Genomic DNA, 16945 nt, shown 5'->3' on the forward strand with positions numbered 1-16945 from the left:
GGCGAGGAAATTGAAACGATCTCTGGTGAAATCATTGAATCGATATCGTACTCCGATACACAGGCAACATTCCATTTGACGCAGTCTCGATCCGTCATACTCAATGCAAATCCTCACGGAGTCGATTGGTCCATTTGCAATTCGGATGAGACTCCACAACGAAGCGTATCTATGCCGCCTCGACAATTGTCTTTGCGTTATTCTTTAGACAAAGTTCCACACGAATGGGCACGAGCTTCGTTACTTGAACGACGGATTGCACACAAATTCGTTTCAATTGTCAGATATCAGCACGACGTTTTCTTTTACGCCCAAAACTGCCCTGTACTATTGTTCGGAGTGCTCACCGTCGTCGGTGCGAACAGTGAAACACTCTTGCTGTCGTGGGACGATGCGGAATAACACCAAGATTCATGAATTCGTTACCTCAGCCAGCCCCACCTCGTAAGTTCTGCTGTGCAGTCCGACATTTAACGTCGCGAGTCCCCCCCCACACGTTTGAACACCTCCAACAGACGTTGGTACAATCAGCGTTCCATTCTTTACATCCAAGCTGCCAAATCACCAATCCCCCCGGAAACCGTCCTGATGTCGATCTCTGCCGAGTGTGGCCGTTGTTTCGCCCGTAGGGTCCGCTGGCCCCGAATCACCCAAATAGATCCCCCAACGCCCGCCCATTCGCCAACGGGTAAGGCCGTCCGGTGATGTCGTGGATTTCGTGCTTGGGGTCGATGCCGAAACGCGTAAACAGCGTGGCCGCCAGGTCACCCGGCGTGACGGGGTTAGTTTCCGGATAGGCGCCGATGTTGTCGCTGCTGCCGTAGACCGCGCCGCCGCAGATGCCGCCGCCGGCCAGTAGGACGTGGAAACAATCGGGCCAGTGGTCGCGACCGCCATTGCCGTTGATGCGCGGCGTGCGGCCGAATTCGCCCAGGGCGATCACTAACGTTTCGTTGAGTAATCCCCGCTGTTGGAGATCCTCGATCAGCGCCGCATAACCTTGATCGGTGGGGGGAATCAGCACGTCGCGATGTCGGGCAAAGTTATCGCTGTGGCTGTCCCAGTTGGCAGTCTGGCCATTGCGGATGCCGTCATACACGGTGATGAACCGCACGCCCCCTTCGACCAATCGCCGTGCCAACAGCAGGCTTTGTCCGAAACGATTGCGGCCGTACTGCTGGCGGATGGCTTCGGTTTCTTCGCTGATGCGTAGGCTTTGGCGAACGGTCTCAGAATTCAAGAGCGAAAAGGCGGTGTTGTAATAGTTGCTCATGTTCGAAGCGGCCGACTTGTGGTCGATGACATCCATCAACCGACGCCGCTCAGCCAACCGAGCCCCCGACACCTCAACAGGCAGAGACAACGTTTCGACATTAAAATTGGCGGCGTTGGGGTCCTTTTCAATCTGAAACGGCTGATAAGCCGAACCGAGAAACCCCGCTGATTGTCCCGGCAACTGCACGACGTTGTACATCACGTGGGGCAGGGCAATCGCCGGCAGTTCCAGTTGTTGGTCACGCCATAAATAACTGAGCGAAGCGCCGTAACACGGAAAGCTCAGCGCATCGTCGGCCAACAATTCCAAATCGCCGTTACCCGGTGTCCGCCCGCACAGTGCCTCGGCGGCGGCCGAGTTATGGTTTCGCATCGGATGCTGCATGCTCCGCACCACGGCGACGTGATCCATCACGCGAGCGGTCTGCTGATTATGTTCTCCGACGAACACCCCCGGCGCGGAGGTGGCAATCGTCGCAAATTCCCCCCGCACATTGGCACTCGCCTTGGGCTTGGGGTCAAACGTATCAATATGGCTGGGACCGCCATAATAGAAGATCAAAATGCAGGACTTGATCTTCGCCGTTGACGTCGCTGCGCCTGTGACGCTCTCGGCCGCCAATAACCTTGGCAACGTCAGGCCGAATCCCCCCACCGCGCCGAGTTGCATCAGTTGGCGACGGTTGACGTGAGGTTGTGAGCGATACGTCCTCATAGCCGTGATTCCAATCTATTGACATGTAAACGTAGGGTCTGCGTGCTATTTAACCGCATGTCCAGTCTCAAGGTCGACATTCATGTTTAGGTCTTCATGGGCATGCGTATAGAAATAAAACCCGTGCGTCGCTTCCTCTAGAGTCTGTGAAGAGGTCACCTGGTGATTGCCGTCGCCGGGGGGGATTTCGAAGCTGTTATTTTTCAGCAGAATATGCCGCAACTCTTTTTTCACCTTCCCCCGTGCGAAACGAAAACCGACGGAGATTTTGCTCTCTTCCGGTTTGCCGGTGGAGGTGTAATGGATTTGCATCGCCAATACGCTGTGAGCTGGAATTCGCTGAGCGACGCCGTTAGCGAGCGTGAGCGGTCCCATAAACCTTCCAACAGAATAACCGCAGTCCGGTGTGACAACCATACCGACTGAGGATTTTAACAGCTGCGGAACTGCCTAAAATCCCGCTCTTGATTCGTAGACTGAAGCGACAGACGCAGAAAAAAATTTGACAGCCGAATCCAAGAGGCTTATTCTATCCATTAGCTTTGGGAAGAAGAGTTTCTCCTTTTCCCAGACCCCACACCTCTAGATTCGCATTTCACGTTATTAGACTCGAAGCGGCAAAGCATCGACGCGCGTTATCGTGTGGCCGAAATTGTCGTCCGGCGAGAACACATTATTTCGCTCATCATGACGGACCCGCTATGAACGTATGCCCTTGGCGAAATTCGCCATGGGCAGCAGTTGTCAATTGTCCTTACCGGTTGCGTATGCGGTGGGGTGGTTCAATTCGTTAAGCGATCACGACCAGGTTGCTGATCGTGGAAAATGGAGCAATGGAGGACAGTTCATGTCACACTCGTTTGATCATACCAAAAATCGTTCGAACCGAGAGAACATGGCCTTGGAGTACATTCTTCTGGGCGACCTGCGCGACCTACTGGAGGAACCCCCGAATCGCGACACGCGTCGCTGGTTGCTCGCGGTGCTCAACGCCTTATTGGATACACTTCCCAGCGACATGAATGATGACGGCAGCGAATACCTAGGAGAGGTGCTGGAAGAATTCCCCAATTGGTCGCGGCAAGTCGATGTCCTACACGAGCAGCGTGAAGAACTGTTCGACGAATTGTATCTGTTTAGAAATCAGATCGAGCAGCGGCGTGATCTCGACGAAATCGCCGAACGTCTCCGCCAGGAACTGCGGCAATGGATGACCATGCTCACCGCTCACCAACGGCATGAAACGCGAATTATTCAAATGGCCTACACCATGGAAGTTGGTGCCGGCGACTAATTAAAAACACCCGCCCCGAATCGTTCCGGGGCGGGTGTTTTAAGTTCTCGGCCTTAGGGATGCCGCTTTAAACCAATTCACGAATCGGTTCGCGGATGTCGGTCAGGAACTGCGGGCGTCCCGTTGGGTCTTGCAGCGTGGTGGTCATCGGATTGATGCCCAGGTTGTGATAAATCGTGGAGACGACCTCCTGCATGTCGACCGGACGTTCTTGAGCATATTCCCCCAGTCGGTTCGTCGCACCGATGGCTTGTCCGGTTTGCATTCCTCCACCGGCCAGCAATGCGCAACTGACGCGTGGCCAATGATCTCGTCCAGCTCCCGGATTGATACGCGGCGTGCGACCGAATTCACCCCACACAATGACGGTGACGTCATCCAAGATGCCCCGCTCTTCCAGGTCCTGCACCAGGGCTGCGACCCCTTGATCCAGACGCGTGCCGTGATGTCGCACAAGGTCGAAGTTGGCACCATGGCTATCCCAGCGGCCATAAGAGAGCGTAACCGAACGGACGCCCACTTCCACCAATCGACGGGCGATTAGCAGATGGTCATTGCAGGTTGGCGCACCGTCGTATTGATATTTGTAAGGTTTTCCGTCGCCATAACGTGCGCGGATTTTGGGATCTTCTTTACTGATGTCCAATGCGTCGACCAGCTTGCTTGATGTCAATACGCCAAACGCGGCTTGCGTGAAGGCATCCATGCCGTCGATCATGCCCGTGGCATCGACATCGCGGCGTAAGCCATCCAGCCCTTTCAACAAGCTCTTGCGATCAGACAACCGATCGAGCGAAACATTGTTCAATTTCAAATCAGCCATGCCCTCGCCTTCCGGCTGAAACGGGCTAAAGCCGGCACCCAGGAATCCTGGTCCTCCCGGATACGACCATGGTGCATGACTGGTTTTCCCTGCCAGTGCGACCGAGGCTGGGACCGCAGGTTCGACCGTGCCTTTGAGCTTGGCCACTGCTGATCCAATACTGGGGCGCCCTCCAATGGAGTCCAGCGACCGCCGATTCCAACCACTGAAACATTGGAACGAATCATGTCCCCCCGAACAGCCGACGACCGAGCGAATCACAGCCATCTTGTCCATCATGGCGGCGATTTTGGGAAAACACTCTCCAATTTGAATACCCGGTACGTTGGTATCAATCGGGTTGAATTCGCCTCGAATCTCCTTCGGAGCATCGGTTTTGATCTCCCACATATCCTGGTGCGGAGGTCCGCCACCCAGGAAGATGTGAATCACCGATTTATGGGACGACCCGGTTCCCGCAGCATCTTCGGCCTGCAAGAGTTGCGGTAGGCCGAACCCACCGAGTGCGCCGGCGGCAAATCCGCCAACTCTTAAAAACTCCCGGCGAGAAACGCCGTCGCAGTATCGCTGCTTCTTTCCGTAGAACGAGAGCATGGATGGAGATCCTTTTGCAGAATTCTCAAGTCGAATAGTTCGCCTCGGAAGAGGACGAATATCGTTTCAACGGTAGGTACCGGCAAGGGAGGCAAACCATCAAAAACTGTCCTTCCGGTCTCGGACAATCCTTACATCGACGCGTCCATTGAGTGGGGAACACTTCAACATTGCTTGATATGACATTCAGCCTAATCGACGGCTCCTTCCCTGTCAAGAGCGATCCTCGTTTCAAGACACCCCAACTCCAACCACTTACACGACTTCCACGAATTGGGCGTTGTTGCCAAATGCCTTTTGAGAGCGAAGCATTTGCGGCATCGCCGTCATCCATTAGCAAAAACGAGACAACAGGTCGTTTATTCCGTCAAAACTTCCATCCAAACGACGGGGAGCTGGAATGCCCCTGCCAGCAGATTATTGTGTAACGGGCAGATGAAATTGCGCTGAGATTTCGTTAACATCCGGCCACTCCCGCGACGTCTCAACGCGGTTTTCCACGACATCCGAACACAAGGCTGCCACTCAAACCGTGCCTTTGCATCTGCGAAACCCCCATAGTGTACTAGCGGCGCTCGAAACACGCCCCAAGGATGTCAGTGAAGTCCGAATCACGACCGACCGCCCATCGGGAGCGTGGGCCGATGTTGTGCAAATCGCTGAAGAACATCGGATACCAGTGATTTATGGTGCCGAACGCCGGGAGTCCCGCCGGCGGCCGAAAGCCGGTGCTGCTAAAGAAGGGGGACGCACCGGTGCCGGTGAAGTGGTTGTCCAGCCACGCCAGTCGGTCGAGGTGAAGAACCTATTCGGCAAGGCCAAAACGTGGAAAGAAGGCGAACCTTACGGCGTGTGGCTGGCACTGGATTGCCTGCAAGACCCACACAACGTCGGGGCGATTTTCCGCTCCGCAGCGTTTTTCGGCGTCCAGGGCATCATCGTCACCAAAGACCGTTCGGCGCCCTTAAATTCCACGGTCTACGATGTCGCATCCGGCGGATTGGACGATGTCCCGTTCGCATTGGAAACCAATCTGAGCCGCACCTTGGAAACAGCAAAGTCCGCCGGTTTGTGGGTGCTGGGGACATCGGAACACGCCGAAACCGATCTGGCTGAAGTTGACAGGGACCGACACTGGTTATTGGTCGTCGGCAACGAAGAAAAAGGCTTGCGACGACGGACATTGGAGAACTGCGACGCCGTCTGCCGTCTCACCCCCCGCGGCCGCGTCACTTCACTCAACGTATCGGTTGCGACCGGCATTCTGATCGCATCGTTGAGCTAAAACCGCAATTGCTTTTGTGTGAACAGTTTATCACCACAACTGCTGTTTTTCATGTTGCGGATGAAAAACCAACAATGCGTTCAAGCTCCTCAATCGCCCGCAACATCAAGAAAACCAAACAATAACCGTAAGCCCTTACCCTAAAGCACCTTAAATTGCTTCTTGGATGGCCAGACTCAGTATTTCTGCAAATTCCAGGGAATTCCCGTACAGAATGGGCCGGCGTTACGTCTAGTTATATAGCAGGTCACAAGAAACTACTGGTTTTCCACTAAACCCCTGCGTACAAAAAATAGTCCCTCCTATTTCTTCCCCGCCAAAACTGCATTGCCAGATGGAGGCAAATTATGTTGGCCGCCGCCCCAAAAACAGAGTGCTCGACCGTGCCTGACGACTTGGAACATGCACACCGCTTGTCAGCAATGGGTGAATTAGCAGCAGGATTGGCCCATGAAATCCAACAACGCCTCACCGTCATCGCAAATTATGCCAACGGCTGTGTGCATCGGCTGGAAAACGACCGCATCACGACGGATGAACTTATTGCGCTCATGAAGCAAATCGCTGAAACGGCGATGCAGGCAAACGATATTACGCGCCGCGCCCGAAATTTCAGCAAAAAACAAGCCCCCGAATTCGAAGTTCTCAACCTGCACGAAATGCTCACCATGGGTGTGGAGTTCGTGCGCGCTCAGGCAGAAGACGAAGAGGTCGAAATCAGTTTGCAATTGCAGGCCGTTTCGCCGATGGTCGTGGCTGACCGCACGCTAATTTCACAGGTGATTATGAACTTGCTGCTCAACGCAATTGAATCGATGGCTAGTCATCCCGGCGAACGAAAACTTTGCGTGGAAACAGCTACCAACGGCGATGAATTCCTGCATGTCTCGATTTCCGATACCGGAGTGGGAATTCCTGCCGAAATTCAATTGATGGTCTTTGAACCGTTTTACACGACCAAGTCCAACGGAATGGGGATCGGGCTGGGGCTTTGCCGTTCCATTATCGAGCAGCACTTCGGAAACATGATCTTAGAGAGCGAAAAGGGAGCCGGAGCGAAAATCGGCTTCTCTCTTCCCCGAGGCATTCAAACCTAGCACCCATCGAATATCGTTTGATTCACGATGGTACTTGTTTTGCGTCCCGGAATCGCGAGACCAACGCGATGTGTCGGTGACGAGGGCGACTATTGGTCGCCATCATTCTTGCCGCAATTCCGCAGCGAGCCCTTCCACGGCACGAATCCATAACTGCCGCGCCGCTTCGGCGGAACGATCCATGATTTTGCTGATTTCTGAATAGCCCATGTGCTTGCGAGACCGCAAATAGATCACGCGACGTTGATCTTCGGGCAAACGTTCCAATGCTTTCGTCAGCGCCGCTTCGCGCTCGTCATTCATGATGACTTTGCTTGGCGTTAAATCATCGGCAATCAACTCCTCCAATCGAATTCTTTGCGAACTGTTGTCGAGTTGTACTTCCTTGTTCACCGTCCGCCGTTCAGCTCCTTTATATTTACGGTAGAAGTCCTTGAGCGAATTGAGCAAAATTTTTCTTAACCACTGCCGTAATGCCTCATGATCTCCTCCTTGAAATTCTTGAAACTTGCTTTGCGCTTTCAGCATGGTTACTTGAACCAAATCGGAGGCGTCTTCCTTGGCCTGCAAGTCGCGTCCCAACTCTTCTTGGGCAATGTATCTCAAATAATAACGGCATGCTTGCAATAACGCGCCAAGCGCGGCCGCGTCGCCTTTACGCGCAGCAGAAATCTCTTGAACCTCTTTAACGCCCGAACTCGATCCACAACTTTCCGATGTGACGTTCAACACAGGATTGTACCCCCCACTTGGTCAAATCGATTCAACGACGAATGCCTAGATGAAACGGATCCCGCCTGCTCAGGTCGTTCGATTCGGCATTCCCGCATACCAGCCTAAACGATGTCATAGTCTCGCAACCAGTCCAATTCCAATCCGGCCCGATGAGATCGTAATTCTCAACCTCCGCTAGGCGGCGACAGTCACTATTTCGAACAGAAAACCGGATCAAGCAGACAACCGGGCATGCATAGAACGGGAACCGATCCAGTCAACAGGCCCGTGACCAGGACAACCAATCGACGCCACATGCCCAGGCAGGTCAATTACCTACTTCGTGCTGCTCGATCTCGATGATGTTTGTATTCCAGCAAGTGAGTCGCCGCGGAAATCAATCACCAGCCGTGTCGAGCATCGTTTTTCGCAATCGGGACATGCCTCGCAGCCACCGATCGGGGTCGCCTGCTTTGTGTTGTACATAGGTGGCCACGACTTCGTGCGGTAAGATCAAGAATTTCTCTTCGTCGATTCCTCGAACGACTGCCTCGGCGACTTCGTCGGGGCCCAACGAATCCGATTCGAGTAACGCCCGGACTTCGCCTGAATTCTCCAACATTTTTGTGCGGACACCCAATGGGCAGAGGCAGGAGACATTGACCCCATCGTCCGCGTGCGTCACTGCTAGCCATTCGGCCAATGCCACCGCAGCGTGCTTGGTGACGGCATAGGGCGCTGATCCGATTTGCGTGAGCAGTCCCGCGGCGGAAGCGGTGTTTAACAAGTACCCGCTCCCCCGTTCGATCATCTGCGGCAAAACGGCGCGTGCCGCATAGACGTGCGACATCAGATTCACATCCCAGATCAACTGCCATTCTGCGTTGCTGGCATCGACGCCGCCGCCGGTGGCGATACCGGCGTTGGAACAAAACAGGTCAATCGCACCGTACTTAGCGTTGGCCGCTTCGACCAACTGCACAATCTGCGATTCCTGCCCCACATCACAGGCAACAGCCAAACCGCCGACTTCTTCGGCCACCTTCGCAGCGGCCGCCTCGTCGAGGTCGGCGACAACGATGCCCCGCGGTTTTTCCTGCGCAAACCGATGGCAGAGCGCTTTGCCAATCCCATCTCCACCGCCGGTCACTACGATGACTTTGTCCGAAAGTTGCATTGTATCCCCGCAATGGAAGGTGAGCGGTCCCCAAAGAATGAAAAAGGGTGCCTGACCGGGATCGAACCGGCGACCTCCGGAACCACAATCCGGCGCTCTAACCAACTGAGCTACAGGCACCACACATTTGCGAAGCTGAGTGCGAGTTTATGCAGCAAATGCGCCGCCGTCAATAGTCCGATTTGAGTTTGAATGCGGATCGGACAACCCGGTCCTTTATCCGTGACAACGTCGCGTTTATGCTGTTAAAATCGAAGGCAGCGACAGTGGCAGTCACAGCGATTGCCCCGTGAGGGTACTCTGGAAACACTGTTATTGCCGCACCACTGCTCGTGTTCTAGAATCAGAATTCTACGACTGCAGCGTCAGCCTGGTCTGTGTTTTGATTTCTGGATGCCCCTCTCAATGAGGACGACACGCTGAATCGGCGACGAATCAGTCTGCTCCAACAGCAAACAGCTCGGGCACAATGCACGAATCAGACTGAAATAGACGTTTCGATATTGCCGTACAATAGTATGACAAAATAGCCAACGCTAGGAGTTCATCGCCTGCCATGTTCAAAATCACTCCCGACCAAAACGAGCTCGATGCGATTCCCCGCGACCTGAGTTTTCATCCTAGCCAGGTAACCAATCCGCACACACTCACCCCCGCACAGGTCGCTCAATACAACAGCGACGGATTTGTTAAAGGGATCCGGGTCATCCCCGAAGACGATATGGCCGAACACCGGCGGTATTTCGACAAGTTACTCCGAGAGGTCACCGCTGCAGGGGGGGACAGCTATTCGATCAGTACGGCCCACCTGACCTACGGTCGGGTCTACGATCTATTAAAGGATCCGCGGATTGTGACCTGCGTCAAAGACCTGTTGGGCGAAAACGTCATTGGGTGGGGATCGCATTATTTCTGCAAGATGCCGCACGACGGTAAGTCGGTCGCCTGGCATCAGGATTCCAGCTACTGGCCGCTTTCATCCTCTAAAACGGTCACCGTCTGGTTGGCGGTCGACGATGCCGACGTGGAGAATGCCTGTATGTGGTTCATCCCAGGTTCGCATGCGCACGGACAGATCGACTACGAAACCAGCAGCGACACTGAGGGGAATGTGCTGAACCAAACCATCAAAAACGTCGAGCAGTTTGGCGAAACGGTCCCCGTGGAATTGAAAGCGGGCGAGATTTCCTTGCATTCCGATTTGCTGCTGCATGGTTCCCAAGCGAATCATGCCGACCGTCGGCGTTGTGGACTAACTCTGCGATATTGCACGCCCGACGTCCGTGCCGGAGAGAACTGGAACCTGAAAGGGGTCGTCGTCAGCGGTAACGATGACGGGGACGGCCATTGGGCCAACCCACCCCGCCCGTCGCGTGACTAAACCAGCAAAAGGAGAGATATCGCAGGCTCCAGATTCGTTCGTTGTGAGAGAACAGTTCAGATTCAGTTACGTTTGCAGACTGTCACCCAGCTCATTCGAGTCATCGAGGACCCTATGCTCGCCAACACCTCACTAAACAATTTCGTTCGCTGCTGTATTGTTGTTCTGGTTTTCTGCGTCAGTCTCATTACATTGCCGATCAGCACATTGGCTGACGAATCCATAATGGACGATACTGAAAAACCTGCGGCTGGCCCCCGTATTAGCATCGCGACCGAATACGGAACACTGAAGATCGAAACATTCGACCCGGAAATTACGTTGCGCATGGAGCAGGGCGGAAAAGTCGTAAAACTCACGGACCCCCAGACCAAAAAAACGGTCCAGTTCGATGCGGTTCACGGCACAATGCGACTCGCCGATCAAAAAGCCCAAGCTCTCGCCGCGGAATTCCAGTTCAAACGTGACAAGAAAATCGTGGCCCGGGCTTGGATCAAAAAATCTGAACCACGCCTAGGATTCCGGGACGACTTTGACAAAAAGTACGACCCCGCCTGGGAGATCTTTAACAAAGCCCCCACGCATATCTCACTGACCAAACAACCCGGTTGGTTAACGATCACAACACAACGCGGCGACCTCTGGCATCGTCACAACAACACGAAGAACATTTTCTTGCTCAAAAACCCAATCGCTGATGGTGGGGATTTTGTGCTGACGACCCATATCGCCGATTTCGAACCCGAATCCGATTGGAACCAAGCCGGTCTGATCTGCTACGACGATGTCGACAATTACCTCGCCTACACGTTTCAATACGACGAAAACCAAGGAGGCAGAAGCCTCTGCCTGGTGCGTGAGGAAGAGGCAAAAGACCTGCCGCAGGCCTTCCTAGAAGTCGACCGACCCTTGGATGGGCTTTGGCTACGGATCATCAAACGGGACAATCAATATCTCGTCGCTTCCAGCCTAGACGGCCAACATTATCATATTACCGCCGTAGAAACCTGGGGAAACGGCGAGCCGCTAAAAGTCGGACTCTTGGCAACGAATGGTCAATCAAACGCTGATATGATCGACGCGTCATTCGATTTCTTCGAAATCACCCCGATCGGCAAGGATCAGAAGCGTCTATTTTCAGATAAGCTGCCGAAATGAATACTGCCGAAGACACGCTTGGCCATAATGAACAATGACGCAAACTCCACAATTTCAAACCGGCGCGGACGTGCGCCTTGCTGCGCGGCGAGGAGTACTGACCGGGCAGACGTCCGGGTTAGCAGCTGGGTTTGTGCAGGCGAATTTAGCGATCTTGCCGCGTGACCTGGCGGAAGAGTTCCAGCAGTTTTGCCGACTCAATTCCCAAGCTTGTCCGCTCTTAGATGTGGCTAAACCGGGCAGCGCGGTCCCGGAAACCATCGCCCCCGCGGCCGACCTGCGGACCGACTTGCCTCGCTACCGCGTCTGGCGCGATGGCGAGTTGGTGGATGAGCCGACGGATATCACCGACTATTGGCGGGACGACTTGGTCAGTTTTTTGATTGGTTGTTCGTTTACATTCGAAGCTGCGCTGCTCACGTCGGGAATACCGATTCGGCATATTGAACAAGGGAGCAATGTGCCAATGTATCGCACGAACATCGATTGCGTACCCAGTGGTTCGTTTCATGGCCCGATGGTCGTCTCGATGCGGCCTCTGAAACCGGCGGATGCGATTGCGGCTGTGCAGATCACGACGAAATATCCCACGGTGCACGGCGCACCGATTCATCTAGGATTGCCTGACAAAATCGGCATTACCGATATTTCCCAGCCTGATTATGGTGAGGCCGTCGAGGTCCGCGACGACGAACTACCGGTATTTTGGGCCTGTGGCGTGACCCCCCAATCGGTGATTATGGCGGCAAAACCGCCGTTGGCGATCACGCATAGCCCCGGTTGTATGTTCCTCACCGACATCCGCGACATCGATCTGGCGACCGATTAAGTAGGGGCGACAACTGCCCGGAATCCGCCGGGCCGTTTTCTCAACCTTCATTCCTCCTCAGAGATATGTTATTTTGTTGATAGGTTCTTAAGGAGGAACGGATGCGCGAAAATCGTTGGAATATCACCCGCTGCCTGTTGGCGGCGGCAGTCTTGCTCTGCTGTGCGGTCCCGCTACGCGCGGAGGACGCTCAAGATCGTCCCATCGATTTTGCCCGCGACGTGCAACCAATTTTGGCCGGGCACTGTGCGCAATGCCACGGGGCATTGCGGCAAAAAGGAGGGCTGCGGCTCGATGCGGGTTCATTGGCCCTCAAAGGGGGCGACAGTGGCGAGATCATTGAGGTGGGCAGCGCTGACGAAAGCCTGCTGATCGAATACATTCTGCCTGACGGCGACGAAGCTCCGCTCATGCCCCCCGATGGACAGGGGACAGCACTCAAAGCCGAACAGGTCTCTGTGCTCACCGCCTGGATTAACCAGGGAGCCAAGATCCCGGCCGATGAAGAAATCCCCGCTGATCCGCGCAAGCATTGGGCTTTTCAACGCATCGAGCGGCCAGCCGTTCCGCTGATCGATGGAAAACCGTTCACCAGCAATCCCATTGATGCGTTCATCCTTGCCAAGCACAAAGCAAAACAACTAACAGCCCGTCCCAAAGCGGACAAAGCAACGCTGTTGCGCCGCATCTATTTGGATCTAATCGGACTGCCACCCACGCGCGACGAGCTTCAAGCGTTTTTGGCAGACCCAGCCCCGGACGCCTACGAACAGGTCGTCGACCGACTATTAAGCAGCCCGCATTACGGAGAACGCTGGGGCCGGCATTGGATGGATGTGTGGCGGTACAGCGACTGGGCCGGCTACCGCGCCGAAGTCCGCGAAAGCCAACCGCACATCTGGCGCTGGCGGGATTGGATCATTGAGTCGTTGAACGCCGATAAGCCGTACGATCGCATGGTTCAGGAAATGCTTGCTGGCGATGAAATCGCACCGGGCGATCCCGAGACTTTGCGGGCGACTGGATATCTGGTTCGCAACTGGTACAAATTCAACCGCAACGTCTGGTTGGAATCGACGATCGAACATACGCCGAAGGCATTTTTGGGCATCACGATGAACTGCGCCAAATGCCACGACCACATGTACGACCCGATTCTGCAGAAGGACTATTATCAGTTCCGAGCGATTTTCGAACCGCACCGCGTCCGCACCGATCAAGTCCCCGGTCAATTGAACACCAAAAAAGACGGCCTCGTCCGTGTGTTTGACCAAGATCTGCAAGCGAGTACATTTTTATTCACACGCGGCAATGAAAAACATCCCGACAAGGACAACCCGCTCACAGCGGCGGTCCCGGTGAGCTTGTTGCCCGAAGGTCTAAAAATTGAGCCGGTCGCGCTAACGCCCCACCAATATTATCCCGGTCTCCGCGATCACGTGCAGCAAGGCAACTTGAACTACGCTCGAGCGGCACTGCGTAAAGCAGAAACGGCCCTCAAGGAGTTGACCGATCAACTCGTTGCCGCCACGGCGGAAACCACAGACGGAGCAGCCGAGCCAGCAGAAGTGAAGCCCCCTTCGGATTTGGCGATCGCCGTAGCCGCCAAACGAGTTGCCCACCAATTACTGCACCTACAATCCGTGCAGGCCCGTATCGCCGCTGATGAGGCGCGGTATGCAACGCCGCCTGCTGCGTCCGCTCCCCAACTAGCCGCAACCGCATCTGCCGCTGAACAGCAAGTGAACGTTGCCAAAGCGCAATGGGACGTCGCTAAAGCCGAAGCGGCCCTGCAGGCTGCCAAAGACGCGGAGAAACCCGAGGACGAGAAGACCAAGCAGGCCCTCAAAAAAGCTGAAGATGCACTCACCAAGGTTCAAAAGGAATTGGAAACAGCACAGGCCGCCCAGGAAAATACGGACGCTGCGTATTCGCCGTTCGGCGAGATCTATCCCACACAAAGTTCCGGTCGGCGACTCGCGTTGGCGCGTTGGATTACCGATCGCGAAAATCCGTTAGCCGCTCGCGTGGCGGTCAACCATATGTGGTTGCGGCACTTCGGCGAAGCCTTGGTGCCCTCGGTATTCGACTTCGGACTGAACGGCAAATCCCCGACGCACCCGGCCTTGCTGGATTGGCTGGCGGTTGAGTTGTTGGATAACGGTTGGACGATGAAGCAATTGCATCGGTTGATGGTCACCTCTCAAGCCTATCGCATGGCATCGACCGTTGGTGACGCGGCTGAGAACCTAGAAGCTGACCCCGATAATGTCTACTTGTGGCGGATGAATCCCCGTCGCATGGAAGCGGAGTCGGTTCGCGATGCGATGCTGTATGTCTGCGGGCAATTGGACATGACCGCCGGTGGTCCGGAAATTGATCAGACCGATGGGCAAACCAATTTGCGACGCAGCATCTACTTCCGCTCCGCCAAAGAAAAACAGATGTTGTTCCTGGAATTGTTCGACCAAGCCAACGTCAACGACTGCTATCGCCGCAACGAAAGCATCGTCCCGCAGCAAGCGCTGGCGATGGTCAATAGTCCGTTGGCCCTCGCCCAAGGCCGTGTGTTGGCGAAAACATTGACCGCTGCGGTTGGCGAAGAGGCAACGCCGGAAGTCACCGCCCAATTCCTCACCGCCGCCTTCGAACAAATCCTCTGCCGCCAGCCGACCGACGAAGAACGCGCCACTTGCAATGCATTTTTACAAAAGCAATCCCAACTACTCGCCACCCCCGGCCAGCTGACACAATTTGAATCCGGCCCCGAAGTCAAAACCAAACCGTCCGAAAACCCAGCACAACGTGCGCGAGAAAACCTCGTGCAAGTGCTATTAAACCACAACGACTTTTTCACCATCCGATAAAGCTCCCCTTGTTCCCATACTCTGCTTCGACTGTCGCAGCAAACGTCTGGGACGCGTGTAGAGGTTGCGAAGCAGAGCTTCGCGAGAGTGTGTCCCCAAACGGAGTTTGGGAACGAGAAGTAACAAGGCGTTTTTCTCCGTGCCCTCCGTGTCTCCGTGGTGAACACCAGTAACTATTCAGGACAATGACCACAATGCACAACCAACCAACAACTCCGCGGCGGCAATTTTTGGCGGATGTGGGGATGGGTTTTACCGGGGTGGCCCTCTCGGCGATGTTTCATCGAGACTGCATAGTCCGCGCGTCGGAACATGGCACGTGGGCCCCTCCGACCGGTGTGCCGCACTTTGCTCCCAAAGCCAAGAGCGTGATCTGGTTGTTCATGATCGGCGGCACCAGCCATATGGAGAGTTTCGATCCCAAGCCGGAACTGACCAAATACGCCGGCAAGGAAATCGGCGATACGCCCCACAAAGAAGTCCTGGAAGCCAAGTTCCTCGAGGACAACCTCAGGATCGTCGTCCCCGATGATGCCAACGGTCACATCCGCCACAAACTCTATCCGCTGCAGGTCGGATTTAAAAAACGTGGGGAAGCGGGGATCGAGGTGTCCGACTGGTGGCCACACCTGGGGGATTGCGTCGATGACATGGCCATCGTGCGGTCGATGTGGACCACCGACAATAATCACGGCGCGCAATACCAATTCCACACTGGTCGCCACAGTCTCGAAGGGGAGTTCCCCACAATCGGTTCCTGGGCGCACTACGGCCTCGGGTCGCTGAACGACAACCTGCCGCAATTCGTGGTTATGGGACAGCCGATCGCCGATTGTTGCGGCGGCGTGCGCGGGCATGGCGCCAGTTATCTCGGACCGGCGCACAACGGGGTGAAGTTGAACGTCGATCCCAAAAACCCGCTGCCATTCGCCGCTCCCGGCAAAGATGTCTACCACGAAGAACAGCGCGGACAATTTGAGTTGCTCAACCAACTTAACCGCACCGCCGCTGTTGAATATCCCGAAGACCAAGCCGCAGCAGCGCGGATCAAGTCCTACGAACTCGCCTATCGCATGCAGTCAGCCGTGCCGGACATCGTACGATTTTCCGAAGAAACAAAAGAGACGCAACAACTGTACGGCTTGGATGCAAAAGAGACCAAGGACTTCGGCGAGCAATGCCTGGCCGCCACGCGCATGGTCGAGCGCGGCGTACGGTTCGTGCAAATCTTTCATGGCAGCAACGGCGGAGCAGGGGCCTGGGACGCGCACAGCAACTTGAAGGCCGGCCACTCCAAACTCTGCAAACAAACAGACAAACCGATTGCCGGACTGATCAAAGACCTCAAGCAACGCGGGTTGCTGGATGAAACCTTGATCGTCTGGGCCACGGAATTCGGCCGCACCCCCGGGACGCAAAACAGCGATGGTCGCGATCACCATCCGTTTGGTTTTTCCGTCTGGATGGCAGGCGGCGGAATCAAAGGGGGCATCACCCACGGTGCCACCGATGCGATCGGCTTCCACGCCATCGAAGACCGGCATTATGTGACCGACGTGCATGCGACGGTGCTGCACCAATTGGGCCTTGACCCCCGCCGACTCGTCGTCCCCGGCCGCCAACGCCTCGACATCGATTTCGGCCACCCGATTGAAGGCATCATCGCCTAACGCGCCTCCCAAACCGACGGCTCCGCCGACGCTCATAGCGGCCCCTAGCCTCGCTAACCACCAACG

The 16945-nt window shown here is 55.2% G+C and carries 13 protein-coding genes and 1 tRNA gene; 8 read left to right on the top strand and 6 right to left on the bottom strand.

All coding sequences use genetic code 11. The features are described from left to right. Positions 1 to 646: 646 nt before the first annotated feature. Both CA54_RS18565 and CA54_RS18570 read right to left on the bottom strand, forming a co-directional pair. Entirely contained in the window at positions 647 to 1990 is a 1344-nt protein-coding gene (locus tag CA54_RS18565) for a DUF1501 domain-containing protein (RefSeq protein WP_146372506.1), read from the bottom strand. Positions 1991 to 2035: 45 nt separating this feature from the next. Then, positions 2036 to 2365, bottom strand: a complete 330-nt coding sequence (locus CA54_RS18570; protein ID WP_146372507.1) for a hypothetical protein — start codon at positions 2363 to 2365, stop codon at positions 2036 to 2038. 472 nt (positions 2366 to 2837) lie between these two features. Between CA54_RS18570 and CA54_RS18575 the strand changes: the two genes are divergently transcribed. Further along, positions 2838 to 3284, top strand: coding sequence for a hypothetical protein (locus CA54_RS18575; RefSeq protein WP_146372508.1), 447 nt, complete (start codon positions 2838 to 2840; stop codon positions 3282 to 3284). Positions 3285 to 3351: 67 nt separating this feature from the next. Here the strand turns inward: CA54_RS18575 and CA54_RS18580 are convergent, their stop codons facing one another. Continuing rightward, on the bottom strand, positions 3352 to 4701 hold the full coding sequence (locus CA54_RS18580) for a DUF1501 domain-containing protein (RefSeq protein WP_146372509.1): 1350 nt from the start codon (positions 4699 to 4701) through the stop codon (positions 3352 to 3354). 532 nt (positions 4702 to 5233) lie between these two features. Here CA54_RS18580 and rlmB point away from each other — a divergent pair. Then, complete coding sequence (rlmB, locus tag CA54_RS18585; protein WP_146372510.1) at positions 5234 to 5986, top strand: 23S rRNA (guanosine(2251)-2'-O)-methyltransferase RlmB; 753 nt, start codon at positions 5234 to 5236, stop codon at positions 5984 to 5986. 347 nt (positions 5987 to 6333) lie between these two features. Then, positions 6334 to 7083 (top strand): sensor histidine kinase, encoded by a 750-nt coding sequence (locus CA54_RS18590; RefSeq protein ID WP_146372511.1) that lies wholly within the window; start codon positions 6334 to 6336, stop codon positions 7081 to 7083. Between the two features lie 102 nt (positions 7084 to 7185). On the opposite strand, the gene CA54_RS18595 is transcribed toward CA54_RS18590, so the two are convergent. The 3 genes from CA54_RS18595 to CA54_RS18605 all read right to left on the bottom strand — a co-directional run bounded on the left by CA54_RS18595 (position 7186) and on the right by CA54_RS18605 (position 9094). Beyond that, positions 7186 to 7815: an RNA polymerase sigma factor gene (locus tag CA54_RS18595; protein ID WP_146372512.1), complete on the bottom strand. Its 630-nt coding sequence runs from the start codon at positions 7813 to 7815 to the stop codon at positions 7186 to 7188. A gap of 379 nt (positions 7816 to 8194) precedes the next feature. Further along, positions 8195 to 8974 carry an SDR family NAD(P)-dependent oxidoreductase gene (locus tag CA54_RS18600; protein ID WP_146372513.1) on the bottom strand — a complete coding sequence of 260 codons (780 nt, stop codon included), beginning with the start codon at positions 8972 to 8974 and terminating at the stop codon, positions 8195 to 8197. 46 nt (positions 8975 to 9020) lie between these two features. After that, a tRNA-His gene (locus CA54_RS18605) sits at positions 9021 to 9094 on the bottom strand. Positions 9095 to 9530: 436 nt separating this feature from the next. Between CA54_RS18605 and CA54_RS18610 the strand changes: the two genes are divergently transcribed. The 5 genes from CA54_RS18610 (at position 9531) to CA54_RS18630 (ending at position 16879) form a co-directional block, all read left to right on the top strand. Further along, positions 9531 to 10355 (top strand): phytanoyl-CoA dioxygenase family protein, encoded by an 825-nt coding sequence (locus CA54_RS18610; RefSeq protein WP_197532598.1) that lies wholly within the window; start codon positions 9531 to 9533, stop codon positions 10353 to 10355. A 225-nt stretch (positions 10356 to 10580) separates the two neighbouring features. Then, positions 10581 to 11513: a beta-xylosidase family glycoside hydrolase gene (locus CA54_RS18615; protein ID WP_197532599.1), complete on the top strand. Its 933-nt coding sequence runs from the start codon at positions 10581 to 10583 to the stop codon at positions 11511 to 11513. 34 nt (positions 11514 to 11547) lie between these two features. Then, positions 11548 to 12342, top strand: a complete 795-nt coding sequence (locus CA54_RS18620) for a putative hydro-lyase (RefSeq protein ID WP_146372516.1) — start codon at positions 11548 to 11550, stop codon at positions 12340 to 12342. A gap of 101 nt (positions 12343 to 12443) precedes the next feature. Then, positions 12444 to 15209 carry a PSD1 and planctomycete cytochrome C domain-containing protein gene (locus CA54_RS18625; protein WP_146372517.1) on the top strand — a complete coding sequence of 922 codons (2766 nt, stop codon included), beginning with the start codon at positions 12444 to 12446 and terminating at the stop codon, positions 15207 to 15209. Positions 15210 to 15394: 185 nt separating this feature from the next. Next, positions 15395 to 16879 carry a DUF1501 domain-containing protein gene (locus CA54_RS18630; protein ID WP_146372518.1) on the top strand — a complete coding sequence of 495 codons (1485 nt, stop codon included), beginning with the start codon at positions 15395 to 15397 and terminating at the stop codon, positions 16877 to 16879. Positions 16880 to 16945 lie beyond the last annotated feature (66 nt).

This window comes from Symmachiella macrocystis (assembly GCF_007860075.1).
GTDB classification, from domain to species: Bacteria; Planctomycetota; Planctomycetia; order Planctomycetales; family Planctomycetaceae; genus Symmachiella; species Symmachiella macrocystis.

Coding starts and splice junctions, on each gene's coding strand:
- CA54_RS18565 (WP_146372506.1), bottom strand. CDS start 1,990: ATGAGGACGTATCGCTCACAACCTCACGTCAACCGTCGCCAACTGATG.
- CA54_RS18570 (WP_146372507.1), bottom strand. CDS start 2,365: ATGGGACCGCTCACGCTCGCTAACGGCGTCGCTCAGCGAATTCCAGCT.
- CA54_RS18575 (WP_146372508.1), top strand. CDS start 2,838: ATGTCACACTCGTTTGATCATACCAAAAATCGTTCGAACCGAGAGAAC.
- CA54_RS18580 (WP_146372509.1), bottom strand. CDS start 4,701: ATGCTCTCGTTCTACGGAAAGAAGCAGCGATACTGCGACGGCGTTTCT.
- CA54_RS18590 (WP_146372511.1), top strand. CDS start 6,334: ATGTTGGCCGCCGCCCCAAAAACAGAGTGCTCGACCGTGCCTGACGAC.
- CA54_RS18600 (WP_146372513.1), bottom strand. CDS start 8,974: ATGCAACTTTCGGACAAAGTCATCGTAGTGACCGGCGGTGGAGATGGG.
- CA54_RS18610 (WP_197532598.1), top strand. CDS start 9,531: ATGTTCAAAATCACTCCCGACCAAAACGAGCTCGATGCGATTCCCCGC.
- CA54_RS18615 (WP_197532599.1), top strand. CDS start 10,581: ATGGACGATACTGAAAAACCTGCGGCTGGCCCCCGTATTAGCATCGCG.
- CA54_RS18620 (WP_146372516.1), top strand. CDS start 11,548: ATGACGCAAACTCCACAATTTCAAACCGGCGCGGACGTGCGCCTTGCT.
- CA54_RS18625 (WP_146372517.1), top strand. CDS start 12,444: ATGCGCGAAAATCGTTGGAATATCACCCGCTGCCTGTTGGCGGCGGCA.
- CA54_RS18630 (WP_146372518.1), top strand. CDS start 15,395: ATGACCACAATGCACAACCAACCAACAACTCCGCGGCGGCAATTTTTG.